The organism is Mycolicibacillus trivialis (assembly GCF_002102395.1).
GTDB classification, from domain to species: domain Bacteria; phylum Actinomycetota; class Actinomycetes; order Mycobacteriales; family Mycobacteriaceae; genus Mycobacterium; species Mycobacterium triviale.
The window spans coordinates 1-23,415 of record NZ_LQPZ01000047.1; the positions used below are offsets into that span (position 1 = coordinate 1).

The window sequence follows — 23,415 nt, forward strand, 5'->3', positions numbered from 1 at the left end:
CCAATACGAGACGATCATCAACACAGCCGCCTCAGCGGCATGACACCGACACTGTCACCCGATCGTGCACCAGTCCCATCTGTAACCAATGACGCGACTCAGCTGTCACCGATGACGCGACTCATCACAATGGTGTCCGAGGGGGGACTTGAACCCCCACGCCCGTTAATAGGGCACTAGCACCTCAAGCTAGCGCGTCTGCCATTCCGCCACTCGGACCGACCCGACCACAACGCCGGGGCAGCTAAGGCTATCGGATGGGCTCGGGTCGGCCCAAACCCGGCAGCCGGCGCAGTGGTAGACAAGGGTCTGTGACCGATGCCCCCAGCGCCGCCGACGAAGTGGTGGATCTCGTCAGCCGGCTGATCCGGTTCGACACCACCAACACCGGCGAGCCCGACACCACCGTCGGGGAGGCCGAATGCGCCCACTGGGTCGCCGAGCAGCTCGCCGAGGTCGGCTACCAACCCGAGTACGTCGAGTCCGGGGCGCCCGGACGCGGCAACGTCATCATCCGGGTGCCCGGCGCCGACCCGACCCGCGGTGCGCTGCTGATCCACGGCCACCTCGACGTGGTGCCCGCCGAGCCGGCCGACTGGAGCGTGCACCCGTTCTCCGGAGCGGTCGAGGACGGCTACGTCTGGGGCCGCGGCGCGGTCGACATGAAGAACATGATCGGCATGATGATCGCGGTGGCACGCCACTTCCGGCGCACCGGCGTGGTCCCCCCGCGCGACCTGGTGTTCGCCTTCGTCGCCGACGAGGAGGCCGGCGGCCGCTTCGGCGCGCAATGGCTCGTCGAACACCGCCCCGACCTGTTCGACGGGGTCACCGAGGCGATCGGCGAAGTGGGCGGCTTCTCGCTGAGCGTGCAGCGCCGCGACGGCGAACTGCGCCGGCTGTACCTGATCGAGACCGCCGAGAAGGGCATGCGGTGGATGCGGCTGACCGCGCGCGGCCGCGCCGGGCACGGGTCGATGATCAACCAGGACAACGCCGTCACCGCCGTCGCCGAGGCCGTCGCCCGACTGGGCCGCCACCGGTTCCCGCTGATGCTCAGCGAACCCGTCGAGCAGTTCCTCACCGCGGTGGGCGAGGAGACCGGCCACGCCTTCGACCCGGACTCCCCGGACATCGAGGGCACCATCGCCAAGCTCGGCCCGATCGCCAAACTGATCGGCGCCACCCTGCGCGACACCGTCAACCCCACCATGCTCACCGCCGGATACAAGGCCAACGTCATCCCGGCCGTCGCCGAAGCGGTGCTGGACTGCCGGGTGTTGCCGGGCCGGCAGGCGGCCTTCGAAGCCGAGGTCGACGCGCTGATCGGCCCGGACGTCACCCGGGAGTGGATCACCGAACTGGCGCCCTACCAGACCAGTTTCGACGGCGATCTGGTCGACGCCATGAACGCCGCCCTGTTGGCGGTGGACCCCGACGCGCGCGCGGTGCCCTACATGCTGTCCGGGGGCACCGACGCGAAGGCCTTCGACCGGCTGGGGGGCCGCTGCTTCGGGTTCATCCCGCTGCGGCTGCCTCCCGAACTCGATTTCGCCGCACTGTTCCACGGCGTCGATGAGCGGGTACCCGTCGACGCACTCACCTTCGGCACCGAGGTACTCGAGCACTTCCTGCGCCACTGTTAGACACACCGCTACAGAAAGGACCGACGATGACCACATCGCCCGACCCCTACGCCGCGCTGCCGCAGCTGCCCGGCTTCACCCTGACCTCCACCTCGATCACCGACGGCCAGCCACTGGCCAAAGCCCAGGTCAGCGGCATCATGGGCGCCGGGGGAGAGGACCTGAGCCCACAACTGAGCTGGTCCGGCTTCCCCGAGGAGACCCGCAGCTTCGCGGTGACGGTCTATGACCCCGACGCCCCCACCGGGTCGGGGTTCTGGCACTGGGCGGTGGCCAACCTGCCGGCCACCACCACCGACTTGCCCGAGGGCGCCGGCGACGGCAGCCTGCTGCCCGGCGACGCGCTGACCCTGGCCAACGACGCCGGCATGCGCCGCTACATCGGGGCCGCCCCGCCTGCCGGGCACGGGCCGCACCGCTACTACGTGGCGGTGCACGCGGTGAAGGTGGAGAAGCTGGAACTGCCCGCCGAGGCCACCCCCGCCTACCTGGGCTTCAACCTGTTCAGCAACGCCATCGCCCGCGCGGTCATCCACGCCACCTACGAGCAGAACTAACCGGCGGCGGTCCCGACCGCCTCGGCCAGCGACCGGTGGCCGCCCGCCTGCAACCGGGCGGCCACCCCGTCGTGGATCCGCTTGGCCCACAGGCCGCCGCCGTAGACGAAACCGGTGTAGCCCTGCAGCAGTGCGGCCCCGGCGGTGATCCGCCGCCAGGCGTCGTCGGCGTTCTCGATACCGCCGACGCTGACCAGCGTCAACCGGCCACCGGCCCGGGCGTACAACCGGCGCAGCACCGCCAGTGACCGTTCGGCGACCGGCGGACCGGAGACCCCGCCCGCGCCGAGCTCGGCCACCCCGGGAGTGTGCAGCCCGGCGCGACCCACGGTGGTGTTGGTGGCGACGATTCCGGCCAGGCCCAGCTCCACCGCGAGGTCGGCGACGGCGTCGACGTCGGCGTCGGAGAGGTCGGGGGCGATCTTCACCAGCACCGGTGTGGCGGTCGGTGCGGCCTCGCCGAGCACGGCGGCCAGGATCGGCCGCAGTGACTCCACGGCCTGCAGGTCGCGCAGTCCCGGGGTGTTCGGTGAGCTGACGTTGACCACCAGGTAGGCGGCCAGCGGCGCGAGCAGTCGCGCGCTGCACCGGTAGTCCTCGACCGCCTCCTGCGGCGGGGTCACCTTGGACTTGCCGATGTTCACCCCGATCGGGATGTCGGGGCGCTGGTGGGCCAGGCGCACGGCCAGCGCGCCCGCGCCGTGGTTGTTGAAGCCCATCCGGTTGAGCAGTGCCCGGTCGGCGGGCAGCCGGAACAGCCGCGGCGCTGGATTGCCCGGTTGTGGTTGCGCGGTGACCGTTCCGACCTCGGCGTGCCCGAAACCCAATGCCCCCCAGGTGTTCACGCCGAGGCCGTCCTTGTCGAACCCGGCGGCCAAACCCAGCGGCCCCGGGAAACGCACCCCGAACACCGTGCTGGCCAGGACCGGATCGGTCGGACCGAGCCGGCGGTGCAGCGCCCGGCGCAGCGGGGGCGGCGCGGTCGCCCCGCGCAGCGCGGCGAACACCGCGGTGTGGATGCGCTCGGGGGGCACCGCGAACATCAGCCCCCGCAACGCGCGGTAGGCCATCAGTGCTCCGGCCGGTCGAGCAGTTGGGCGGTCTTGCGGCGCCGCAACAACACCCGCCTGCTGCCGTCGGTGTACAGGCGCACCCGGGTCAGTTCCCAGCCGCGGTACTCCGCCTCGATCGACAGCCGGATGGAAGCGGACAACCGGGTCACATCCGGCGGCAACCGCAGCGGAACCCAGTCGTAGTCGTCGGAGAGGTCGACGTCCCAGCCGGCGGGCAGCCGCGGCGACCGCGCCGCGCTCACCGGCCGCCCCCGGCACGGTCGATCACCTGGATGCCGCCGCCTGCTCCGGACACCACATAGAGGGTGTCGGTGGCATCGTCGAAAGCCAGCGAGTCGGGTTGGCGCACGGTCGGATAACGCACCTTCTCCACGGGGATACCAGTGTCCAGATCGTAGCCAACGACGGTGTTGGTCGCGGTCTGCGACACCCAGGCCAGTCGCCGCGAACCCGCCAGCCCGTAGGGGGAGTCGGGCACCGGATAGGCCTGGCGCATGATCAGCGGATCGGTGCCGAAGACCAGCAGCTGCCCGCCCCGGGTGTCGGCGGCCAGCACCCGCCCGTGCGGGTCCACGGCCAGCGTGGTGGTGCCCTGCCCCGCCCGCAGCGCCTGCCGCATCGCCCCGTTGGGGCCGATCGAGGTCACCGACGTCTGGCCGCGGTCGAGCACCACCGCGGTGTCGGCGCGGGTGACGATCGCGTCGACGCGGGCGAACGCATCCTCCCGGTGGGCGACCGCGGTCGGCGAGGACAGCGTGAACACCACCCCGTCGGCGCTGCCCAGCACCAGCGTCCCGTCACCGCGCCGCGCGATCGCGGTGAAATCGGTGTCCGCGGCGTCATCGACCTCGACCCGACTGGTGTGCCCGGCGGCCAGATCCACCAGGAAATAGCCGCCGCGGGTGGACAGGTAGGCGGTGCCGTGCCCGTCACCGGCCATCGCGCCCACCGGGCCCGGCAGCGCGATGCTGCGCGCCGCCGCAGCACCCGGCGCCAGCACCGCCAGGGTGGCCGGGTCCGGCGGGTCGGTGCCGGGCACCAGCGCCACCAGCCCGGCGCCCGGGTCGAACAGGGCCGCGGCGGCGTTCCCCGCCAGCGGGTGCACCATACCGGCGGGCGCTGCGGCGGTCGGCGGCGACTGGGCCGGGGTGGCCGGCGGGATGGTGCGGGGGGCCGGATCGAAACGCTCGGAGGAGCAGCCGGTCGGGGCCGCCACCAGGACCGTCGCGCACAACAACCCGATCCAGGTGCGGCGAAGTGCGCGACCACCGGATTTCAGCAACGGGTCACTCGCGGGGGTGTCGGGGCGGGAGGCATCGTCGATCGATTGTAGGGAACCGGTGACGGCGGCGACGAAACGCGCGGTACGCCGACCCGCCCGGTCTGGGCCATCCGGCCCGGTTCTGGGGGTAGGGTCACGACCATGACCCTTGCCGCACCCGAGCCTCACATCGGCCAGGAGTTCACGATCGAAGACATCTCCACCGGCATCTTCGGCAGCGGATTCGGCGCGGTCGGCGACGGACGCAGCTTCGCCTTCCACGTCGACCACCAGTTCCTGCTGGTCGAGATCTACCGGCCGCGGCTGGCCGGCCCGGTCCCGCAGGCCGAAGACGTCGTGGCCACCGCGTCGCGCAGCCTCGTCGGCATCGACGTGACCGACGAACGCAGCCTGGCCGCCGCGGTGCGCGACGCGGTCGCCACCGCCGAACCCGTCGCCCGCTAAACCCCGCCCGCCGCGCCGGCCGACCCACCGGTACGGTCATCGTCGTGTCTGTGCCCGTGGAGATGTCCTGGCTGCAGACGATCGTTCTCGCCGTGGTGCAGGGACTGACCGAATTCCTGCCGATCTCCTCGTCCGGCCACCTGGCGATCACCTCGCGGTTGTTCTTCGACGGCGATGCCGGGGCCTCGTTCACCGCCGTGACCCAGCTGGGCACCGAAGCCGCGGTGATCGTGTACTTCGCCCGTGACATCGTGCGCATCGTGCGGGCCTGGTTCAACGGGCTGTTCGTCGCCGCGCACCGCGACGCCGACTACCGACTGGGCTGGTACGTGATCGTCGGGACCATCCCGATCTGTGTGGCCGGTCTGTTGTTCACCGACATCATCCGGTCCGGGGTGCGCAACCTGTGGGTGGTGGCCACCGCCCTGGTGGTGTTCTCCGCGGTGATCGCGGTCGCCGAATACACCGGCCGCCAGACCCGCCACATCGACCGGCTGCGACTCTCCGACGCCCTGATCGTGGGCACCGCCCAGATGCTCGCGCTGGTGCCCGGGGTGTCGCGGTCGGGCGCCACCATCAGCGCCGGGCTGTTCCTGGGCCTCGACCGCGAACTGGCCGCCCGATTCGGTTTCCTGCTGGCCATCCCGGCGGTGTTCGCCTCCGGTCTGTACTCGCTGCCCGACGCCTTCCACCCGGTCAGCGAGGGCATGAGCGCGACCGGACCGCAACTGCTGGTCGCCACCGTGATCGCGTTCGCGGTCGGCTACGCGGCGGTGGCCTGGTTCCTGCGATTCCTGGTCAGCCACACCATGTACTGGTTCGTCGGCTACCGGGTGCTCGCCGGGACCGCCGTGCTGGTGCTGCTGGCCACCGGGGTGCTCACCACATGACGGTCCTGCTGCTGCGGCACGGCCGCTCCACCGCCAACACCGCCGGTGTGCTGGCCGGCCGCTCCGCCGGCGTCGACCTCGACGACACCGGCCGGGACCAGGCCGCCGGGCTCGCCGAGCGGATCGGTGCACTGCCGCTCACCGCGATCGTGCACTCGCCGTTGCTGCGCTGCGAGAGCACCGTCGCCCCGCTGGCCGCGGCGCTGAACCTGACCCCGATCGTCGACGACCGGCTCACCGAAGTCGACTACGGGGCCTGGACCGGACGCACCCTCAGCGACCTGGTCAACGAACCGCTGTGGTCGGTGGTGCAGGCCCAGCCCAGCGCGGCGGTCTTCCCCGACGGGGAAGGGCTGGCGCAGGTGCAGGCCCGCGCCGTCGCCGCGGTCCGCGACCACGACCGGCGGTTGGCCGACGAGCACGGCGCCGACGTGCTCTGGCTGGCCTGCACCCACGGCGACGTGATCAAGTCCGTCGTCGCCGACGCCGTCGGCACCCACCTGGACAGCTTCCAGCGCATCAACGTCGACCCGGCGTCGCTGAGCGTGATCCGCTACACCCGGCTGCGGCCGCTGGTGCTGCACGTCAACCACACCGGCCCGGGACTGGCCGCCGCGTTGCACGCCCCGCCCGCCGCGACCGGCGACGCCCCGGTGGGCGGGTCGACGGGTTGACCACCGGTATTTTGGAGTTGCCATGCCCCGCGCCATCCACGTCTTTCGAAGCCCCGACCGGTTCATCGCCGGCACCGTCGGGCAACCCGGCAACCGCACCTTCTACCTGCAGGCGGTGCACGACGCCCGCGTCGTGTCGGTGATGGTGGAAAAGCAGCAGGTCGCGGTGCTCGCCGAGCGGATCGATGCCCTGCTGGTGGAGGTCAACCGCCGGTTCGGCACCCCGATCCCACCCGAACCGGAGACCGTCGAGGACCTCGAGCCGCTGGTCACCCCGGTCGACGCCGAGTTCCGGGTCGGCACCATGGGGCTGGGCTGGGACTCCGAGGCCCTGACCGTGGTGGTCGAACTGCTCGCGGTGACCGACGCCGAGTTCGACGCCTCGGTGGTGCTCGACGACACCGAGGAGGGGCCCGACGCGGTGCGGGTGTTCCTCACCCCCGACGCGGCCCGCCAGTTCGCCAGCCGCTCCAACCGGGTGATCGCCGCGGGCCGCCCGCCCTGCCCGATCTGCACCGAGCCGCTGGACGCCGAGGGACACATCTGCGTCCGCAGCAACGGCTACCGGCGCGGCGCGTGGGCCGATGATGATCCCGGCGCCTGACCGGGCCGAGTTGCTGCGCCGCGGCGAACTGGCGGTGCTGGGCCGGATCCGCTCGGCGAGCAACGCCACCTTCCTGTGCGAGGCGAGCCTGGGCGGGCACACCATGCACTGCGTGTACAAACCGGTCGCCGGCGAGCAGCCGCTGTGGGACTTCCCGGACGGGACACTGGCCGGCCGCGAGCTCGGCACCTACCTGATCTCGCGTCACCTGGGCTGGAACCTGGTGCCCGACACCGTGATCCGGGACGGCCCCGCCGGCGAGGGCATGGTGCAACGGTGGATCGACCCGCCGGCGGAGAACGACGCACCCGACCTCGTCGACCTGGTGCCGGCCGGCGCCGTACCCGACGGCTACCTGCCGGTGCTGCAGGCCCGCGACCACACCGGCGCCCGGGTCCTGCTGGTCCACGCCGACCATCCGCACCTGTTCCGGATGGCGGTCTTCGATGTGCTGGTCAACAACGCCGACCGCAAGGGCGGGCACGTCCTACGCGGCGCCGACGGCGCCGTCTACGGCGTCGACCACGGCGTGACCCTGCACGTCGAGGACAAGCTGCGCACCGTGCTGTGGGGCTGGGCGGGCAAACCCGTCGACGACGCCGCGCTGGCCGGGGTCACCACCCTGCTCGAGGCGCTGGACGGCCCGCTGGGCGCGGAGTTGGCCGATCACCTCACCGGCGCGGAGATCACCGCCCTTCGCCATCGCGCCGAGCACCTGCTCGCCGCCCCGGTGATGCCCGAGCCCGACGACCGCTTCCACCCCATTCCCTGGCCGGCGTTCTGAGCGGCGGTCAGCACCCCACCGGCCGCGGCGGACCCGGGACCGCCGATACTGGGCCGGTGACATCAGCGTCGGCAGACCAGACCGATGCGGCCCTGGCCGCCGACGTGGCCGAGGAGGCCGGTCGGCTGCTGCTCGAAGTCCGCGACCAGGTCGGCTTCGACCACCCGTGGGGGCTCGGCGACGCCGGCGACGCCCGCGCCAACACGCTGATCCTCGACCGGCTGCGCGCCGCCCGCCCCGACGACGCGGTGCTCAGCGAGGAATCCCCGGACAGCCTGCGGCGGCTGCACACCGAGCGGGTCTGGATCGTCGACCCGCTGGACGGCACCCGTGAGTTCTCCACCCCCGGCCGCCCGGACTGGGCGGTGCACATCGCGCTGTGGCGCCGCGACGGCGGACCGCAGGGAGCCATCACCGATGCCGCCGTCGCGCTGCCCGCCATGGGCGAGGTCCACCGCAGCGACACCGCGGTCGCCGCCGGGCCGGCCAGGGGCACCGACCCGGTGCGGGTGGCGGTCAGCGCCAGCCGGCCACCGGCGATCCTGCGGTTCATCCACCAGTCGGTGCCGCTGGAGTTGGTGCCGATCGGGTCGGCCGGAGCCAAGGCGATGGCGGTGGTGCGCGGCGAGGTCGACGCCTACCTGCACGCCGGCGGCCAATGGGAATGGGACTCCGCCGCCCCCGCCGGGGTGGCCCTGGCGGCGGGCCTGCACGCTTCCCGCCTCGACGGCTCCCCGCTGCTGTACAACCGGCCCGACCCCTACCTGCCGGACCTGTTGATCTGCCGCCCGGAGGTGGCCGAGCCGCTGCTGACGGCGATCCGGCGGGCGGTTCGCTGAGCCGATGAGCACGGGTCTTAGAGTCGACGGTATGCAGTCGTGGTCGGCGGTCCCGGTTCCGGTGGTGCCCGGGCACGGCCCGCAACTGCGGCTCTACGACACCGCCGACCGCCGGGTGCGCCCGGTCAGCCCCGGCGCCACGGCCACCATGTACGTCTGCGGGATCACCCCCTACGACGCCACCCACCTCGGCCACGCCGCCACCTATCTGGCGTTCGACCTGATCCACCGGATCTGGCTGGACGCCGGGCTGGCGGTGCGCTACGTGCAGAACATCACCGACATCGACGATCCGCTGTTCGAGCGGGCCCGCCGCGACGGCATCGACTGGCGCGCGTTGGGCGACCGCGAGGTGGCCCTGTTCACCGCCGACATGGCCGCGCTGCGGGTGCTGCCGCCGCACGACTACGTCGGCGCCACCGAGGCCATCGCCGAGGTCATCGAGATCATCGAGAAACTGCTCGCCGCCGGGGCCGCCTACGTCATCGACGACCCCGACCACCCGGACGTCTATTTCCGCGCCGACGCCACCGCGCAGTTCGGCTACGAATCCAACTACGACCTCGACACCATGCTGGAGTTCTTCGCCGAGCGCGGCGGCGACCCCGACCGGCCCGGCAAGGTCGACCGGCTCGACGCGCTGCTGTGGTCCGCCGAACGGCCCGGCGAACCCAGTTGGCCGTCGCCGTTCGGGCGGGGCCGGCCCGGCTGGCACGTGGAGTGCTCGGCGATCGCCCTGGACCGGATCGGTCCCGGCCTGGACATCCAGGGCGGCGGCAGCGACCTGATCTTCCCGCACCACGAATACTCCGCCGCCCACGCCGAATCGGTGACCGGGGAGCGCCGGTTCGCCCGGCACTACGTGCACGCCGGGATGATCGGTTGGGACGGGCACAAGATGTCGAAGAGCCGCGGGAACCTGGTGCTGGTCTCCAAGCTGGTGGCCGCCGGCGTCGACCCGTCCGCGATCCGGTTGGGCCTGCTGGCCGGCCACTACCGCGCCGACCGGTTCTGGGACGACGGTGTCCTCGCCGAGGCCGTCGCCCGGCTGGAGCGGTGGCGCACCGCGGCGGCCCTGCCCGCCGGGCCCGACGCCGCCGACGTCATCGCCCGGTTACGCCGCTACCTGGCCGACGACCTGGACACCCCGATGGCGCTGGCCGCCCTCGACGGCTGGGTCACCGATGCCCTGGAGTACGGCGGCCACGACCCCGCCGCGCCGCGGGCGGTGGCCGACGCGGTGGACGCCCTGCTCGGTGTGGTGCTCGACCCCGAGGACAACGCCGGCTCCGGCCGGTAGCTTTGCCGGTATGGGGCGTCGACGCAGCAGATCGGTACACGGCAAGACCGTCCTGATCACCGGGGCCGCCGATGGCATCGGCGCCGAGCTCGCCCGCCGGCTGCACGCGCAGGGGGCCGGCCTGATGCTCGTCGACCTCGACGACGCGAAGCTGGCCGCGCTGGCGGAGACGCTGACCGGTGACCGGGTCCGTACCGCCGTCGCCGACGTGCGGGACCTGGCCGCCCTGCAGGCCGCGGCCACCGCGGCGGTGGAGCACTTCGGCGGCCTCGACGTGGTGGTGGCCAACGCCGGGATCATCGGCTACGGCTCGGTGAGCCACATCGATCCGGGGGCCTTCCAACGGATCGTCGACGTCAACGTGGTCGGGGTGTTCAACACGGTGCGGGCGACGCTGCCCGCCGTGCTCGAGAGCCGCGGCTACCTGCTGCTGGTCTCCTCGATGGCGGCCTACACGGCGGGGCCGGGGCTGACCGCCTACACCGCGTCGAAAGCGGCGGTGGAACAGCTGGCCAACACGCTGCGCCTGGAGCTCGCCCACCGCGGCGTCGCGGTCGGCTCGGCGCACATGTCCTGGATCGACACCGCGATGGTCCGCGACAGCACCTCCGACCTGTCGACCTTCGCCGAGATGGTGCGCCGCCTGCCCGTCCCGCTGAACCGCACCACCTCGGTGGCGGACTGCGCCAGCGCGTTCGTCGACGGCATCGAGCGGCGCCGCCGCCGGGTCAACTGCCCCGGCTGGGTGGGCGCGCTGCGCTGGCTGCGCCCGGTGCTGTCCACCCCGCTCGGCGAACTGCCGATACACCGCTTGGCCGCCGACCTGCTGCCGCGGATGGACGCCGAGGTCGCGGCCCTGGGCCGCTCCACCAGCGCCCACACCGAACGCCTGGAACAGCGCTAGCAGGAAGCTCGCGGGCGCCGGGCGGGTTGCACCGGGCGGACCCGGCGACGCACGCCGGGGACAGTTCGGCGATGACATGTTCGGCGATGACAAGGAGGACCGGGGGATGAGTGCACCGCAGGAGACGCTGGTCTGCTCGGCGAAGGGCTGCGAGGCCACCGCCGTCTACCAGGTGGTGTGGAACAACCCCAAGATCCACACCCCCGACCGGCGCAAGATCTGGCTCGCCTGCCCCGAGCACCGCCAGTACCTCTCGGAGTACCTGGGCAGGCGCGACTTCCTGCGCGAGGTGGTGCCGGTGGGCGAGGAGCCGGACCCGCAGTAGTCCGACGACGGCCGGGCGTGCGCGGCGGCCTCAGCGCCGGCGCCGGCGCAGGTAACGCTCGAACTCCGCGGCCAGCGCATCCCCGTCGATCTGGCCGAGCGCCTCGTTCAGGTCGACCTCGGCGTCGCCGCGTTCCTCCAGGGACGCCACGTAGTCGGCGATCTCGTCGTCCTCGGCGGTCATCTCGCTGACCAGCTGTTCCCACTCCTCGGCCTGGGCGGGCAGGTCGGCCAGCGGCACCTCGATGTCGAGGACCTCCTCGACCCGGCGCAGCAACGCCACCGTCGCCTTCGGGTTGGGTGGCTGCGACACGTAGTGCGGCACCGCCGCCCAGAACGACACCGCCGGGATGCCGCGTCCCACGCATATCTCCTGCAACACCCCGGCGATCCCGGTCGGCCCCTCGTAGCGGGTCTCGGTCAGGCCGAACCGGGCGGCGGACTCCGCCGAGTACGCCGCCCCGGAGACCGGCACCGGGCGGGTGTGCGGGGTGTCGGCCAGCAGCGCCCCCAGGATCAGCACCGTGTCGACGCCCAGGCGTTCGGCGGTGTCGAGAAGTTCGGTGCAGAATGTGCGCCACCGCAGGTTCGGCTCCACCCCGTGCATCAATACGATGTCGCGGTCGACGCCGGGCGGGCGGCAGTAGGCGATCCGCATCGACGGCCACACCAGCGCGCGGGTCACCCCGTCGACGAGCCGGATCACCGGCCGGCTGACCTGGTAGTCGTAGTAGTCCTCGTCGTCGATCTCCACGATCGGTACGCCCGCCCAGACCGTGTCGAGGTGCTCCAGCGCGCCGGTGGCGGCGTCGCCGGCGTCGTTCCAGCCCTCGAACGCGACCACCACGATGGGGTCGTGCAGGTCGGGCAGCGCGAGGCCATCGAACGGTCGGGTCACGGACTTCAGCCTACGGCGTACGGCCGGGAGCTTTGGCGCCTTCGCCCCGGCGCCGCGCGACGAAGTAGACTCTTCAGCGCCGAGAGGCGTTGCAACGGTGCGCCGGGCTTTTCCCGGTGGCCGCCACGCTCGGCAGACTAAGGACGCCTTCCGCTACGGAAGGAGGCCGCGTGAGCACCTTTGAACCCGACATCCGGCCGGACTGCACCGAGGAACTGACCGCTGCGCTGCGTCGGCGGATCGTGGTGATCGACGGCGCGATGGGCACGGCGATTCAGCGGGACCGCCCCGACGAGGCCGGGTACCGCGGCGAGCGGTTCAGTGAGTGGCCGTCGCCGCTGCAGGGCAACAACGACCTGCTCAACCTGACGCAGCCGCAGATCATCGAGGGCATCCACCGCGAGTACCTCGAGGTGGGCGCCGACATCATCGAGACCAACACGTTCAACTCGACCGCGATCTCGCTGGCCGACTACGACATGGCGGAGCTGGCCTACGAACTGAACTACGCCGGGGCCGCCCTGGCCCGCAAGGCCGCCGATGAGTTCAGCACCCCGGAGCAACCCCGCTACGTGGCCGGCACCCTCGGGCCGACGACGCGGACGGCGTCGATCTCGCCCGATGTCAACGACCCCGGCGCCCGCAACATCACCTACGACCAGCTGGTCGCCGCCTACCTCGAGGCCGCCGGCGGCCTGGTCGACGGTGGCGCCGACCTCATCCTCGTCGAGACGATCTTCGACTCGCTGAACGCCAAGGCGGCGGTGTTCGCCGTCGAGACCCTGTTCGAGGAGCGCGGCCGCCGCTGGCCGGTCATCATCTCCGGCACCATCACCGATGCCTCCGGGCGCACGCTGTCCGGCCAGGTCACCGAGGCGTTCTGGAACTCGATCCGGCACGCCAAGCCCATCGCGGTCGGCCTCAACTGCGCCCTGGGCGCACCGGAGATGCGGCCCTACATCGCCGAGATGGCGCGGATCGCGGACACCTTCGTCTCCTGCTACCCGAACGCCGGGCTGCCCAACGCGTTCGGCGAATACGACGAGAACCCGGAGCGTCAGGCTTCCTATATGGCCGACTTCGTCGACGCCGGCCTGGTCAACCTGGTCGGCGGGTGCTGCGGAACGGCGCCGGAGCACATCGCCGAGATCGTCAAGGTCGTCGAAGGCAAGCCGCCACGTGAGGTGCCCGAGATCGAGGTGGCCACCCGGCTTGCCGGTCTGGAACCACTCAACATCACCGACGACTCGTTGTTCGTCAACATCGGTGAGCGCACCAACATCACCGGCTCCGCCCGGTTCCGCAACCTGATCAAGGCCGAGGACTACGACACCGCGCTGTCGGTCGCGTTACAGCAGGTCGAGGTCGGTTCGCAGGTCATCGACATCAACATGGACGAGGGCATGATCGACGGCGTCGCCGCGATGGACCGGTTCACCAGGCTGGTCGCGAGCGAGCCCGACATCAGCCGCATCCCGGTGATGATCGACTCCTCCAAGTGGGAGGTCATCGAGGCGGGCCTGAAGAACGTGCAGGGCAAGCCGATCGTCAACTCGATCTCGATGAAGGAGGGTGAGGAGAAGTTCATCGCCGAGGCCCGGCTGTGCCGCAAGTACGGCGCCGCCGTCGTCGTGATGGCCTTCGACGAACAGGGCCAAGCCGACAACCTGGAGCGCCGCAAGGAGATCTGCGGGCGCGCCTACCGCATCCTGACCGAACAGGTCGGCTTCCCGGCCGAGGACATCATCTTCGACCCGAACTGCTTCGCGCTGGCGACCGGCATCGAGGAGCACGCGACCTACGGGATCGACTTCATCGAGGCCTGCGCCTGGATCAAGGAGAACCTGCCCGGGGTGAACATCTCCGGCGGTATCTCGAACGTGTCGTTCTCCTTCCGGGGCAACAACCCGGTCCGGGAAGCCATCCACGCGGTCTTCCTGTTCCACGCCATCGAGGCCGGACTGGACATGGGCATCGTCAACCCCGGAGCACTGGTGCCCTACGACTCGATCGACCCCGAACTGCGGGAACGCATCGAGGACGTCGTGCTCAACCGTCGCGCCGATGCCGCCGAACGGCTGCTGGAGATCGCCGAACGGTTCAACAAGTCCGGAGAAGCCGCCGACGATCCCGCCGCGGCCGAGTGGCGCAACCTCGAGGTCCGCGAGCGGATCACGCACGCCCTGGTCAAGGGCATCGACGCGCACGTCGACGAGGACACCGAGGAGTTGCGGGCCGAGATCGCCGCCGCGGGCGGCCGGCCGATCGAGGTGATCGAGGGCCCGCTGATGGACGGCATGAACGTCGTCGGCGACCTCTTCGGGGCGGGCAAGATGTTCCTGCCCCAGGTGGTCAAGTCGGCCCGGGTGATGAAGAAGGCCGTCGCCTACCTACTGCCCTACATCGAGGCGGAGAAGCAGCCCGGCGAAGCCGAGCACACCAACGGCACGATCGTGATGGCGACGGTGAAGGGCGACGTCCACGACATCGGCAAGAACATCGTCGGGGTCGTGTTGCAGTGCAACAACTACTCCGTCGTCGACCTCGGTGTGATGGTGCCCGCCGACAAGATCCTCGCCGCGGCCAACGAGTACGACGCCGACATCGTCGGACTGTCCGGTCTGATCACCCCGTCGCTGGAGGAGATGGCCGGTTTCGCCGCCGAAATGGAACGCGAAGGCTTGGAGATCCCGCTGCTGATCGGCGGGGCGACCACCTCGAGTGCCCACACCGCGGTGAAGATCGCGCCGCGCCGCAACGCTCCGGTGATCTGGGTCAAGGACGCCTCCCGCTCGGTGCCGGTCGTCGCCGCACTGCTCGACGACAAACAGCGCCCGGCGCTGCTGGAGCAGACCGAGGCCGACTACGCCTCCCTGCGGGCGCGGCACGCCCAGAAGAGTGAGCGGCCGATGGTGCCGCTGGAGAAGGCCCGCGCGAACCGGACGCCGATCGACTGGGACGGCTACACGCCGCCGGTGCCCGCCCAGGGTCTCGGAGTCCGGGAGTTCCTGGACTACGACCTCGCCGAGCTGCGCGAGTTCATCGACTGGCAGCCGTTCTTCAACGCCTGGGAGATGAAGGGCCGCTTCCCCGACATCCTCAACAACCCGGCGTCGGGGGAGGCCGCCCGCAAGCTCTACGACGACGCCCAGCAGATGCTGGACACCGCGATCGAAGAGAAGTGGCTGACGGCCAACGCCGTGATCGGGTTCTTCCCGGCCAACGCGGTCGGTGACGACGTCGAGGTCTACACCGACGAGTCCCGCACCGAAGTGCTGGCCATGTTCCACAACCTGCGCCAGCAGGGCCAGCACCGCGAAGGCATCGCGAACAAGTCGCTGGGTGACTTCATCGCGCCCAAAGAAACGGGTCTGGCCGACTACATCGGCGCGTTCGCCGTCACCGCGGGGCTGGGCAGCGGCGAGAAGATCGCGGAGTTCAAGGCGGATCTCGACGACTACAGCGCGATCCTGCTGGAGTCGGTGGCCGACCGGCTGGCGGAAGCCTTCGCCGAACGGATGCACCAGCGGGTTCGCAAGGAGTTCTGGGGATTCCAGCCCGACGAGACCCTGGACAACGAGGCACTCATCGCCGAGAAGTACCAGGGGATCCGCCCGGCCCCGGGCTACCCGGCCTGCCCGGAGCACACCGAGAAGGCGACGATCTGGAAGTTGATGGACGTGACCGAGCGGACCCGCATCGAGCTGACCGACTCGATGGCGATGTGGCCGGGTGCCGCCGTCAGCGGCCTGTACTTCTCGCACCCGCAGTCGCAGTATTTCGTGATCGGCCGGCTGGCCCAGGACCAGGTCGCCGACTACGCCAAGCGCAAGGGCTGGACCTTGGCCGAGGCCGAGCGCTGGCTGGGCGCCAACCTCGGCTACAACCCGGAGGACTGAGCCCTGCGTGCGGTCCTGTGGGACATGGACGGCACCCTCGTCGACTCCGAGAAGCTGTGGGACACCGCGATGCAGGCGTTCTACGCCCGCCACGGCGGTCGTCTCTCCGCGGCGGTGCGGGAGGCCACCGTCGGCAGTTCCGCACAGCGCGCCATGCGCATCGTGCACACCGACCTGGGCCTGGGGCTGGACGCCGCGGCGCTGGACGCCTCCGCACACTGGCTGCACGACCGGGTCGGCGCGCTGTTCGCCGACGGGTTGCCGTGGCGCCCGGGGGCCAGGGAACTGCTCGACGCGCTGGCCGCAGCCGAGGTTCCGATGGCGCTGGTGACCAACACCGCCCGCGCACTGACCGAACGCGCCCTCGACAGCATCGGGCGTGACTACTTCGCGGTGACGGTCTGCGGCGACGAGGTGCCGCGCGCCAAACCGGCACCGGACCCCTACCTGGCCGCCGCAACCGCGCTGGGGGCGGCACCGGCGGACTGCCTTGCCGTCGAGGACTCGGTGACCGGAACCGACTCCGCCCGAGCGGCCGGCTGCCCGGTGCTGGTGATCCCCAACGCGGTGGCCGTGCCGGACGGGCCGGGCCGACGCCACGCGACCTCGCTCACCGGTTTCGACGTCGCGGCGCTGACCGCGGTGCACCGGGTGCTGCGCACCGGCGAAACCGATGTGACCTCCCCGGATGCGCCATGAAACAATCCCAGCCTGTGAAGACCTTCGAGGATCTCTTTGCCGAACTGGAGGAGCGGGCCCGCACCCGACCGACGGGCAGCGCCACCGTGGCCGCGTTGGACGCCGGTGTGCACACCGTCGGCAAGAAGATCCTCGAGGAGGCGGGCGAGGTGTGGCTGGCCGCCGAACACGAATCCGACGAGGAGCTGGCCACCGAGATCAGCCAGCTCCTGTACTGGACCCAGGTGCTGATGCTGGCGCGCGGGCTGACCCTCGACGACGTCTACCGGAAGCTGTGAACGTGCTACGAGTCGCGGTGCCCAACAAGGGTGCATTGAGTGAGTCCGCCGTGGAGATGCTCGGCGAGGCCGGCTACCGCCGCCGCGGTGACGCCAAAGACCTCACCGTGCTCGACCCGACCAACCAGGTCGAGTTCTTCTTCCTGCGGCCCAAGGACATTCCGATCTACGTCGGCTCCGGCGAACTGGATCTGGGCATCACCGGCCGCGATTTGGCACTGGAATCGGAGGCACCGGTCACCGAGCGGCTGGCACTGGGCTTCGGCCGCTCCACCTTCCGCTACGCCGCGCCGGCCGGACAGGACTGGTCGGTGGCCGATCTGGCCGGCAAACGCATCGCCACCTCCTACCCGAACCTGGTCCGCAAGGACCTCGCCGACCGGGGAATCGGCGCCGAGGTGATCCGGCTCGACGGCGCGGTGGAGATCTCGATCCAGCTCGGCGTCGCCGACGCCATCGCCGACGTCGTCGGGTCGGGGCGGACCCTGCGGTTGCACAATCTGGCCGCCTTCGGCGCCTCGCTGTGCGACTCCGAGGCGGTGCTGATCGAACGCAACCCGCCGGAGGAGGCCAAGACCGCCGCACGCGGGCACCTGGCCGCCCGGGTGCAGGGTGTGGTGTTCGGCCAGCAGTACCTGATGCTCGACTACGACTGCCCGCGCTCGGTGCTCGAGGCGGCCGCCGCGATCACCCCGGGCCTGGAATCACCGACGATCGCGCCGCTGGCCGACCCCGAATGGGTGGCGGTGCGCGCCCTGGTCCCGCGCCGCGACGTCAACACCACGATGGACCGGCTCTCCGAGGTGGGCGCGCGGGCCATCCTGGCCTCCGATATCCGATTCTGCCGGTTCTGACCCGTGTTAGCGTCCCGGTGACCGCCGGGACCCGGCGGCGAGCGCGCTGGAGGCGATAGTGACGCAACTGATGGTGTTGGGGCTGGCGCTGCTGATCGGCGTCATCGCCGGGCTGCGGGCGCTGGCAGCGCCCGCCCTGGTCGCCTGGGCCGCCATGCTCGGCGGGATCGGGCTCGCCGACACCTGGGCCTCCTGGGTGGGTGAGCCGGTGACCGTCGTGCTGCTGAGCCTGCTGGCGGTGACCGAGCTGGTCGGCGACAAGCTGCCCGGCACCCCCGACCGCACCATCGTGTTGCAGTTCGCGGCCCGGCTGCTGGCCGGCGCGTTCGCCGGTGCCGTCCTCGGCACCGTGTGGGGCTACCGCTGGTCGAGCCTGGGGGCGGGCCTGATCGGGGCGGTGCTGGGCACCCTCGGCGGCTACGCGGGCCGGCAGTTGCTGGTCAACGCCACCGGTGGGCGCCGCATGGCCGCGGGGCTGGTCGAGGACGCCGTCGCCGTGCTCGGCGGGGTGGGCGTGATGGCGCTGGCCGCCGCCGGCTGATCGGCCCGGCCGGCACCGCCGCGGCCCGCTTTGGCAGGCTAGACGTCCGTGTCCACCACCGGCCCGTTCACCGCGGGCGACCGCGCCCAGCTCACCGACGCCAAAGGGCGCCGCTACACCGTGCTGCTCAGCCCCGGCGGTGAGTTCCACACCCACCGTGGCGCCGTGCGGCACGACGACGTGCTCGGGCTGCCCGAGGGCAGCGTCGTCACCTCCACCAACGGCAACCCGTTCTTGGTGCTGCGGCCCCTGCTGGTCGACTACGTCCTGTCCATGCCGCGCGGGGCACAGGTCATCTACCCCAAGGACGCGGCCCAGATCGTCCACGAGGGCGACATCTTCCCGGGCTCGCGGGTGCTGGAGGCCGGGGCGGGCTCCGGGGCGATGACCTGTTCGCTGCTGCGCGCCACCGGCCCGACCGGGCGGGTGATCTCCTACGAGGTGCGCGAGGACCACGCCGAGCACGCCCGCCGCAACGTCGAGACGTTCTTCGGCGAGGCTCCGGAGAACTGGCAGCTGATCCTCGGCGACCTGGCCGGCACCGACCTGCCGCCCGCCTCGATCGACCGCGTGGTGCTCGACATGCTCTCCCCGTGGGAGGTGCTCGACGCGGTGGGGCGGGTGCTGGTGCCCGGTGGGGTGCTGATCGTCTACGTCGCGACGGTCACCCAGCTGTCGAAGGTGGTCGAGGCGCTGCGCGAACAGCAATGCTGGACCGAGCCGCGGTCCTGGGAGAGCCTGCAACGCGACTGGGATGTGGTGGGGTTGGCGGTGCGCCCGCAGCACAACATGCGCGGGCACACCGCGTTCCTGGTCTCCACCCGCCGGATGGCCCCCGGTGTCACCCCACCGACCCCCAAGCGCCGTAAACAGCCACGGTAGGACGCGCGGGGCGACGATCACACATCCGACGGCCAGCCCGTCCCGAGCGTGTACTCAGCGCGAAAAATCGCCGGAAACCTCGCAGGGAGTGCGCATTCGGTGACTCGGCCGGTGCCTCAGTCGTCGCTGCGGCGCAGACCGCGACCGGCCGAAAGCAGCTCGATCTCCGGGCGGTCGGCCACCAGTCGCTCGGCCGCGTCGAGCACCGAGACGACGTGGGCACGGTCACCGGCGACCACCGCGACCCCGATCCCGGCCCGGCGGTGCAGGTCGACCGTGCCGGTCTCGGCCGCGGACACCGCGAACCGGCGCTGCAGTTCGGCGATGATCGGGCGGACCACCGAGCGCTTCTGCTTCAGCGAGCGCACGTCACCGAGCAGGACGTCGAACTCCAGCCAGCCGATCCACATCGGTCATCCGGGCGGTCCCGGGGCTTCGGGCCCGGGACTCTCCGGCTCGGGCGGTCCGGGGGAGTCCGACGCGCCCGGCCCGCTGCCGAGAAGCATGTCGAAGGTGTCGTGGGACAGTTGCCACTGCCCGTCGGTGCGGTCGAATTCCATCGGCAGTGAGAAACCGTGCTCCTCACCGTTTTTAGCGATCGTCACGTCGGCCACCACCCCGTCCGGGGGGCCGGCCGCCGACCACACCAGGTCGTCGGCGGTGAAGGTGGCGGGCCGGTAGCCGTTGTCCCGCAATGCCGCGGCGAACCGGTCCAGGGTTTCGGCGTCGGCCTCGGTGGCGCCCTGCACCAACACCACCTTCTCAGCGCCCGGCACCGCCGGGTCCGCCAGCCGGTACAGCACGTCGGTCAACGCGCCCGGGTCCGGTAGCCCCGGGTCGTGGGGCGGGGTGGTCGTCGTCGACGGTGGCGCGGGCAACGTCGTGTCCACCGGGGTGCTCGCCTGCGGCGCGCATCCGGGCAGGCACAACGCCGCCGCCACCGCCGGGGCGGCGAGCGCGACGCTCAGCGTCCGACGCATCGGCAGCGCTTAGCGCACCGACTGCAGCAGCGTCATCGCCGAGTTGCGCGACAGCTTCCAGCCGCCCTGGTCGACGAAGGTCAGCGACTGGGTGATCGCCGGGGTCGACGGGCCGCTGGCGGTGACGTCGGCGGTGGCCGCACCCGGCCCGGCCGGTGCGATATTGGCCACACTGAACGACAGCGGCAGGCTGCCCTTCTCGGCGGCGCGCTGCAGCGCCTTGTCGGCGGTACGTGACTCCAGCAGGCCCAGACCGCCCTCGACCAGGTAACTCTTGTTGGAGAACGGCACGTTCGGGTCGGCCAGGCCGTTGAGAACCCCGGTCAGTTGGTCGGGGCTCGGCAGCGCCGCGTCGGGCGGCTCCAGCGGCAGCGGCGCGTCGAACACCACCGGCTGGACCGGTGCGGTGACGGTGGCCGGTGAGGTCAGGCCGGCCGCGGCGGCCCCGAGGGCGGCGACGGCGGCAACGCTTGTGGCGAGGAATTTCACGGTAAAAGTCGTCCTTTCAATCGGTCCGGCTCCGGACCAGCTGACGATCCAGGTTAACAGTGCCGCCGGAGTGTCGGATTTCTCCTGCACGCATGAAACGGTGATCGCCGGTAGCGTTGAACCATCCACTCCGCCGGGTCCGGCGTTGGAAAGGAGGGCCCCATGGGCGAGTCAGAGCGTGACGCGTTCGGCGATCCCCGCATCAACCCCCTGTCCAGTGACGACGCCGCCGAACTTGAGGAGCTGCGTCGCGAGGCGGCGACGCTGCGGGATCGGCTCGAAGCGGCCGGCGGACCGCGCGGCGCGCGGGAGGTGCACCAGCTGGAAGCCCGGCTGGACTCGCTGACGTCCCGCAACGCCAAGCTGATGGAAACGCTGAAAGAGGCCCGCCAGCAGCTGCTGGCGCTGCGCGAGGAGGTCGACCGGCTCGGGCAGCCGCCCAGCGGGTACGGAGTGCTGCTGGGCACCCACGACGACGACACCGTCGACGTGTTCACCTCCGGCCGCAAGATGCGGTTGACCTGCTCGCCGAACATCGAGGTCGCCGGGCTGAAGAAGGGCCAGACGGTCCGGCTCAACGAGGCGCTGACCGTGGTGGAGGCAGGCACGTTCGAGTCGGTGGGGGAGATCTCCACGCTGCGGGAAGTCCTCGGCGACGGCCACCGCGCGCTGGTCGTCGGCCACGCCGACGAGGAACGCATCGTCTGGCTGGCCGAGCCGCTGATCGCCGAGGACCTGCCCGAACACGCCAGCACGCTCAGCGACGACTCGCGGCCGCGCAAACTGCGTCCGGGGGACTCGCTGCTGGTCGACGCCAAGGCCGGCTACGCCTTCGAGCGCATCCCGAAGGCCGAGGTCGAGGACCTGGTGCTCGAAGAGGTGCCCGACGTCAGCTACGCCGACATCGGCGGGCTGGGCCGACAGATCGAACAGATCCGCGACGCGGTGGAGCTGCCGTTCCTGCACGGCGAGCTGTACCGCGAATACCTGCTGCGACCGCCCAAAGGCGTGCTGCTCTACGGCCCGCCCGGCTGCGGTAAGACCCTGATCGCCAAGGCGGTGGCCAACTCGCTGGCCAAGAAAATGGCCGAGGTGCGCGGCGACAACGCCAAGGAAGCCAAGTCCTACTTCCTCAACATCAAGGGCCCGGAGCTGCTGAACAAGTTCGTCGGCGAGACCGAGCGGCACATCCGGCTGATCTTCCAGCGGGCCCGGGAGAAGGCCTCCGAGGGCACCCCGGTGATCGTGTTCTTCGACGAGATGGACTCGATCTTCCGCACCCGCGGCACCGGCGTCTCCTCCGACGTGGAGACCACCGTGGTTCCGCAGCTGCTGAGCGAGATCGACGGGGTGGAGGGTCTGGAGAACGTCATCGTCATCGGTGCGTCCAACCGTGAGGACATGATCGACCCGGCGATCCTGCGGCCCGGCCGCCTCGACGTGAAGATCAAGATCGAGCGCCCCGATGCCGAGGCCGCCCAGGACATCTTCAGCAAGTACCTCACCGAGGACCTGCCCGTGCACGCCGACGACCTCGCCGAATTCGGCGGGGACCGCGTGACGTGCATCAAGGCGATGATCGAGAAGGTCGTCGACCGGATGTACGCCGAGATCGAGGACAACCGGTTCCTGGAGGTCACCTACGCCAACGGGGACAAGGAGGTCATGTACTTCAAGGACTTCAACTCCGGCGCGATGATCCAGAACGTCGTCGACCGGGCCAAGAAGTACGCGATCAAATCGGTGTTGGAGACCGGCCAGCCCGGCCTGCGCATCCAGCACCTGCTGGATTCGATCGTCGACGAATTCGCCGAGAACGAGGACCTGCCCAACACCACCAACCCGGATGACTGGGCGCGGATCTCGGGTAAGAAGGGCGAGCGGATCGTCTACATCCGCACCCTGGTCACCGGCAAGAGCGCCAGCGCCAGCCGCGCCATCGACACCGAATCCAACCTCGGTCAGTACCTGTAGCGCCGGAATTTCGCGTTCAGCGGGCGGGCCGGGCCGCGTTACCGTTTTCGCATGGCTCATCAATTCCGGCGGGTCGCCCCGCTGCTGGCGCTGCCGTTGGTCAGCGCGTGTTCGATGTGGTTCTCCACCGGTGGTCTGGACTACGACAAGGTGCAGTCGCAGATCAAGGACAACCTCACCAGCCAGTACGGCTCGATGGGGCACACCCCGTCCGACGTCCTCTGCCCACGTCCGAAGCCGCCACCGAAAGAGGGGGAGAACTTCGTGTGCACCGCGACCGTCGACGGCCACGATGACCAGAAGGTCCGCATCCAGGTCACCGTCGGGCAGGACGGAAACGTCAACTTCCGCACCCTCGACACGCTCTACGACCTGCCGATCGCGAGCGAGAAACTCAGTGAACAACTCACCGCCAACCAGGGTTTCGACGTCAGCGTCGACTGCGGTGAGGGGATCACGATGGTCGCCGACGGGGACTCCTTCGACTGCACGGCCACCGACCCGGCCGGCCACGACCGCACCCTGCGGGTGACCGCGGGCGGGGTGGACAACGACGACCGCTGGGAGTTGCTGCCCGAAGCCACCCCCTAGGGTGGAGGT

The 23,415-nt window shown here is 70.8% G+C and carries 26 protein-coding genes and 1 tRNA gene; 19 read left to right on the forward strand and 8 right to left on the reverse strand.

The genetic code is table 11. The features are described from left to right. Positions 1 to 130: 130 nt before the first annotated feature. Positions 131 to 219 (reverse strand) — tRNA-Leu (locus AWC30_RS16050). A 38-nt stretch (positions 220 to 257) separates the two neighbouring features. On the opposite strand from AWC30_RS16050, the gene AWC30_RS16055 reads away from it, so the two are divergent. Further along, positions 258 to 1,646, forward strand: a complete 1,389-nt coding sequence (locus tag AWC30_RS16055; RefSeq protein WP_085111247.1) for a M20/M25/M40 family metallo-hydrolase — start codon at positions 258 to 260, stop codon at positions 1,644 to 1,646. A gap of 26 nt (positions 1,647 to 1,672) precedes the next feature. Beyond that, a complete protein-coding gene (locus AWC30_RS16060) occupies positions 1,673 to 2,203 on the forward strand; it encodes a YbhB/YbcL family Raf kinase inhibitor-like protein (protein ID WP_085111248.1) in 531 nt (176 codons plus the stop codon). On the opposite strand, the gene AWC30_RS16065 is transcribed toward AWC30_RS16060, so the two are convergent. Genes AWC30_RS16065 through AWC30_RS16075 form a run of 3 tightly spaced genes read right to left on the reverse strand, consistent with a single transcriptional unit; the run spans position 2,200 to position 4,558 of the window. Next, a complete protein-coding gene (locus AWC30_RS16065; RefSeq protein WP_085111249.1) occupies positions 2,200 to 3,273 on the reverse strand; it encodes a quinone-dependent dihydroorotate dehydrogenase in 1,074 nt (357 codons plus the stop codon). The two genes, AWC30_RS16060 and AWC30_RS16065, sit on opposite strands and share 4 nt — an antisense overlap. Next, positions 3,273 to 3,518 carry a DUF5703 family protein gene (locus AWC30_RS16070; RefSeq protein WP_085111250.1) on the reverse strand — a complete coding sequence of 82 codons (246 nt, stop codon included), beginning with the start codon at positions 3,516 to 3,518 and terminating at the stop codon, positions 3,273 to 3,275. The genes AWC30_RS16065 and AWC30_RS16070 overlap by 1 nt, the downstream gene beginning before the upstream one ends. Next, complete coding sequence (locus AWC30_RS16075) at positions 3,515 to 4,558, reverse strand: YncE family protein (protein ID WP_207568466.1); 1,044 nt, start codon at positions 4,556 to 4,558, stop codon at positions 3,515 to 3,517. The genes AWC30_RS16070 and AWC30_RS16075 overlap by 4 nt, the downstream gene beginning before the upstream one ends. 141 nt (positions 4,559 to 4,699) lie before the next feature. Here AWC30_RS16075 and AWC30_RS16080 point away from each other — a divergent pair, with 141 nt between their 5' ends. The 9 genes from AWC30_RS16080 (at position 4,700) to AWC30_RS16120 (ending at position 11,322) form a co-directional block, all read left to right on the forward strand. Next, positions 4,700 to 5,002 (forward strand): hypothetical protein, encoded by a 303-nt coding sequence (locus AWC30_RS16080; RefSeq protein ID WP_085111251.1) that lies wholly within the window; start codon positions 4,700 to 4,702, stop codon positions 5,000 to 5,002. Between the two features lie 62 nt (positions 5,003 to 5,064). Beyond that, positions 5,065 to 5,892, forward strand: coding sequence for an undecaprenyl-diphosphate phosphatase (locus tag AWC30_RS16085; RefSeq protein WP_085111319.1), 828 nt, complete (start codon positions 5,065 to 5,067; stop codon positions 5,890 to 5,892). Beyond that, positions 5,889 to 6,566, forward strand: a complete 678-nt coding sequence (locus tag AWC30_RS16090; protein ID WP_085111252.1) for a histidine phosphatase family protein — start codon at positions 5,889 to 5,891, stop codon at positions 6,564 to 6,566. The genes AWC30_RS16085 and AWC30_RS16090 overlap by 4 nt, the downstream gene beginning before the upstream one ends. A 22-nt stretch (positions 6,567 to 6,588) precedes the next feature. Beyond that, complete coding sequence (locus AWC30_RS16095; protein ID WP_085111253.1) at positions 6,589 to 7,170, forward strand: Rv2134c family protein; 582 nt, start codon at positions 6,589 to 6,591, stop codon at positions 7,168 to 7,170. Next, positions 7,154 to 7,954: an Rv2133c family protein gene (locus AWC30_RS16100; protein ID WP_085111254.1), complete on the forward strand. Its 801-nt coding sequence runs from the start codon at positions 7,154 to 7,156 to the stop codon at positions 7,952 to 7,954. Before AWC30_RS16095 ends, AWC30_RS16100 begins: the two co-directional genes overlap by 17 nt. A 56-nt stretch (positions 7,955 to 8,010) precedes the next feature. Further along, complete coding sequence (locus AWC30_RS16105; RefSeq protein WP_085111255.1) at positions 8,011 to 8,793, forward strand: 3'(2'),5'-bisphosphate nucleotidase CysQ; 783 nt, start codon at positions 8,011 to 8,013, stop codon at positions 8,791 to 8,793. 31 nt (positions 8,794 to 8,824) lie between these two features. Beyond that, positions 8,825 to 10,093: a cysteine--1-D-myo-inosityl 2-amino-2-deoxy-alpha-D-glucopyranoside ligase gene (gene mshC, locus AWC30_RS16110; RefSeq protein WP_085111256.1), complete on the forward strand. Its 1,269-nt coding sequence runs from the start codon at positions 8,825 to 8,827 to the stop codon at positions 10,091 to 10,093. Positions 10,094 to 10,103: 10 nt separating this feature from the next. After that, a complete protein-coding gene (locus tag AWC30_RS16115) occupies positions 10,104 to 10,997 on the forward strand; it encodes an SDR family oxidoreductase (RefSeq protein WP_085111257.1) in 894 nt (297 codons plus the stop codon). A 106-nt stretch (positions 10,998 to 11,103) separates the two neighbouring features. Continuing rightward, positions 11,104 to 11,322 (forward strand): hypothetical protein, encoded by a 219-nt coding sequence (locus AWC30_RS16120; protein ID WP_085111320.1) that lies wholly within the window; start codon positions 11,104 to 11,106, stop codon positions 11,320 to 11,322. 30 nt (positions 11,323 to 11,352) lie between these two features. Here the strand turns inward: AWC30_RS16120 and AWC30_RS16125 are convergent, their stop codons facing one another. Beyond that, a complete protein-coding gene (locus tag AWC30_RS16125) occupies positions 11,353 to 12,219 on the reverse strand; it encodes a PAC2 family protein (protein ID WP_085111258.1) in 867 nt (288 codons plus the stop codon). Between the two features lie 170 nt (positions 12,220 to 12,389). On the opposite strand from AWC30_RS16125, the gene metH reads away from it, so the two are divergent. The 6 genes from metH to AWC30_RS16155 are packed head-to-tail and all read left to right on the forward strand — an operon-like array spanning position 12,390 to position 19,372. After that, positions 12,390 to 16,118, forward strand: coding sequence for a methionine synthase (gene metH, locus AWC30_RS16130; protein WP_085111259.1), 3,729 nt, complete (start codon positions 12,390 to 12,392; stop codon positions 16,116 to 16,118). A gap of 3 nt (positions 16,119 to 16,121) precedes the next feature. After that, entirely contained in the window at positions 16,122 to 16,817 is a 696-nt protein-coding gene (locus AWC30_RS16135; protein ID WP_085111260.1) for an HAD family hydrolase, read from the forward strand. Beyond that, positions 16,814 to 17,095, forward strand: coding sequence for a phosphoribosyl-ATP diphosphatase (locus AWC30_RS16140; protein ID WP_085111261.1), 282 nt, complete (start codon positions 16,814 to 16,816; stop codon positions 17,093 to 17,095). The genes AWC30_RS16135 and AWC30_RS16140 overlap by 4 nt, the downstream gene beginning before the upstream one ends. Before the next feature lie 2 nt (positions 17,096 to 17,097). After that, complete coding sequence (hisG, locus tag AWC30_RS16145; protein ID WP_085111321.1) at positions 17,098 to 17,949, forward strand: ATP phosphoribosyltransferase; 852 nt, start codon at positions 17,098 to 17,100, stop codon at positions 17,947 to 17,949. A gap of 58 nt (positions 17,950 to 18,007) precedes the next feature. Then, positions 18,008 to 18,490, forward strand: a complete 483-nt coding sequence (locus AWC30_RS16150; RefSeq protein WP_085111262.1) for a DUF4126 family protein — start codon at positions 18,008 to 18,010, stop codon at positions 18,488 to 18,490. 48 nt (positions 18,491 to 18,538) lie between these two features. Next, positions 18,539 to 19,372 carry a tRNA (adenine-N1)-methyltransferase gene (locus AWC30_RS16155; protein WP_085111263.1) on the forward strand — a complete coding sequence of 278 codons (834 nt, stop codon included), beginning with the start codon at positions 18,539 to 18,541 and terminating at the stop codon, positions 19,370 to 19,372. A gap of 116 nt (positions 19,373 to 19,488) precedes the next feature. On the opposite strand, the gene AWC30_RS16160 is transcribed toward AWC30_RS16155, so the two are convergent. From AWC30_RS16160 to AWC30_RS16170, 3 genes are read right to left on the reverse strand one after another with little or no spacing between them, the layout of a single operon-like run. Continuing rightward, positions 19,489 to 19,782, reverse strand: a complete 294-nt coding sequence (locus AWC30_RS16160; RefSeq protein ID WP_085111264.1) for a DUF503 domain-containing protein — start codon at positions 19,780 to 19,782, stop codon at positions 19,489 to 19,491. A 3-nt stretch (positions 19,783 to 19,785) separates the two neighbouring features. Next, complete coding sequence (gene lppK, locus AWC30_RS16165) at positions 19,786 to 20,352, reverse strand: lipoprotein LppK (protein ID WP_085111265.1); 567 nt, start codon at positions 20,350 to 20,352, stop codon at positions 19,786 to 19,788. A gap of 9 nt (positions 20,353 to 20,361) precedes the next feature. After that, the gene (locus AWC30_RS16170) at positions 20,362 to 20,841 is read right to left on the reverse strand and encodes an MTB12 family secreted protein (RefSeq protein ID WP_109562108.1); all 480 of its coding nucleotides are present in this window, start codon (positions 20,839 to 20,841) and stop codon (positions 20,362 to 20,364) included. 162 nt (positions 20,842 to 21,003) lie between these two features. Here AWC30_RS16170 and arc point away from each other — a divergent pair, with 162 nt between their 5' ends. Together arc and AWC30_RS16180 are read left to right on the forward strand one after the other, a co-directional pair. Then, positions 21,004 to 22,815: a proteasome ATPase gene (gene arc, locus AWC30_RS16175; RefSeq protein ID WP_085111266.1), complete on the forward strand. Its 1,812-nt coding sequence runs from the start codon at positions 21,004 to 21,006 to the stop codon at positions 22,813 to 22,815. A gap of 51 nt (positions 22,816 to 22,866) precedes the next feature. After that, on the forward strand, positions 22,867 to 23,406 hold the full coding sequence (locus AWC30_RS16180; RefSeq protein ID WP_085111267.1) for a DUF4333 domain-containing protein: 540 nt from the start codon (positions 22,867 to 22,869) through the stop codon (positions 23,404 to 23,406). Positions 23,407 to 23,415: the final 9 nt, after the last annotated feature.

Bases quoted from the DNA above. Each gene is read 5' to 3' on its own strand.
- AWC30_RS16055 (WP_085111247.1), top strand. From the start codon at position 258: ATGGGCTCGGGTCGGCCCAAACCCGGCAGCCGGCGCAGTGGTAGACAA.
- AWC30_RS16180 (WP_085111267.1), top strand. From the start codon at position 22,867: ATGGCTCATCAATTCCGGCGGGTCGCCCCGCTGCTGGCGCTGCCGTTG.
- AWC30_RS16060 (WP_085111248.1), top strand. From the start codon at position 1,673: ATGACCACATCGCCCGACCCCTACGCCGCGCTGCCGCAGCTGCCCGGC.
- AWC30_RS16085 (WP_085111319.1), top strand. From the start codon at position 5,065: ATGTCCTGGCTGCAGACGATCGTTCTCGCCGTGGTGCAGGGACTGACC.
- AWC30_RS16100 (WP_085111254.1), top strand. From the start codon at position 7,154: ATGATCCCGGCGCCTGACCGGGCCGAGTTGCTGCGCCGCGGCGAACTG.
- AWC30_RS16115 (WP_085111257.1), top strand. From the start codon at position 10,104: ATGGGGCGTCGACGCAGCAGATCGGTACACGGCAAGACCGTCCTGATC.
- lppK (WP_085111265.1), bottom strand. From the start codon at position 20,352: ATGCGTCGGACGCTGAGCGTCGCGCTCGCCGCCCCGGCGGTGGCGGCG.
- AWC30_RS16095 (WP_085111253.1), top strand. From the start codon at position 6,589: ATGCCCCGCGCCATCCACGTCTTTCGAAGCCCCGACCGGTTCATCGCC.
- AWC30_RS16090 (WP_085111252.1), top strand. From the start codon at position 5,889: ATGACGGTCCTGCTGCTGCGGCACGGCCGCTCCACCGCCAACACCGCC.
- AWC30_RS16160 (WP_085111264.1), bottom strand. From the start codon at position 19,782: ATGTGGATCGGCTGGCTGGAGTTCGACGTCCTGCTCGGTGACGTGCGC.
- mshC (WP_085111256.1), top strand. From the start codon at position 8,825: ATGCAGTCGTGGTCGGCGGTCCCGGTTCCGGTGGTGCCCGGGCACGGC.
- AWC30_RS16065 (WP_085111249.1), bottom strand. From the start codon at position 3,273: ATGGCCTACCGCGCGTTGCGGGGGCTGATGTTCGCGGTGCCCCCCGAG.
- AWC30_RS16120 (WP_085111320.1), top strand. From the start codon at position 11,104: ATGAGTGCACCGCAGGAGACGCTGGTCTGCTCGGCGAAGGGCTGCGAG.
- arc (WP_085111266.1), top strand. From the start codon at position 21,004: ATGGGCGAGTCAGAGCGTGACGCGTTCGGCGATCCCCGCATCAACCCC.
- AWC30_RS16080 (WP_085111251.1), top strand. From the start codon at position 4,700: ATGACCCTTGCCGCACCCGAGCCTCACATCGGCCAGGAGTTCACGATC.
- AWC30_RS16140 (WP_085111261.1), top strand. From the start codon at position 16,814: ATGAAACAATCCCAGCCTGTGAAGACCTTCGAGGATCTCTTTGCCGAA.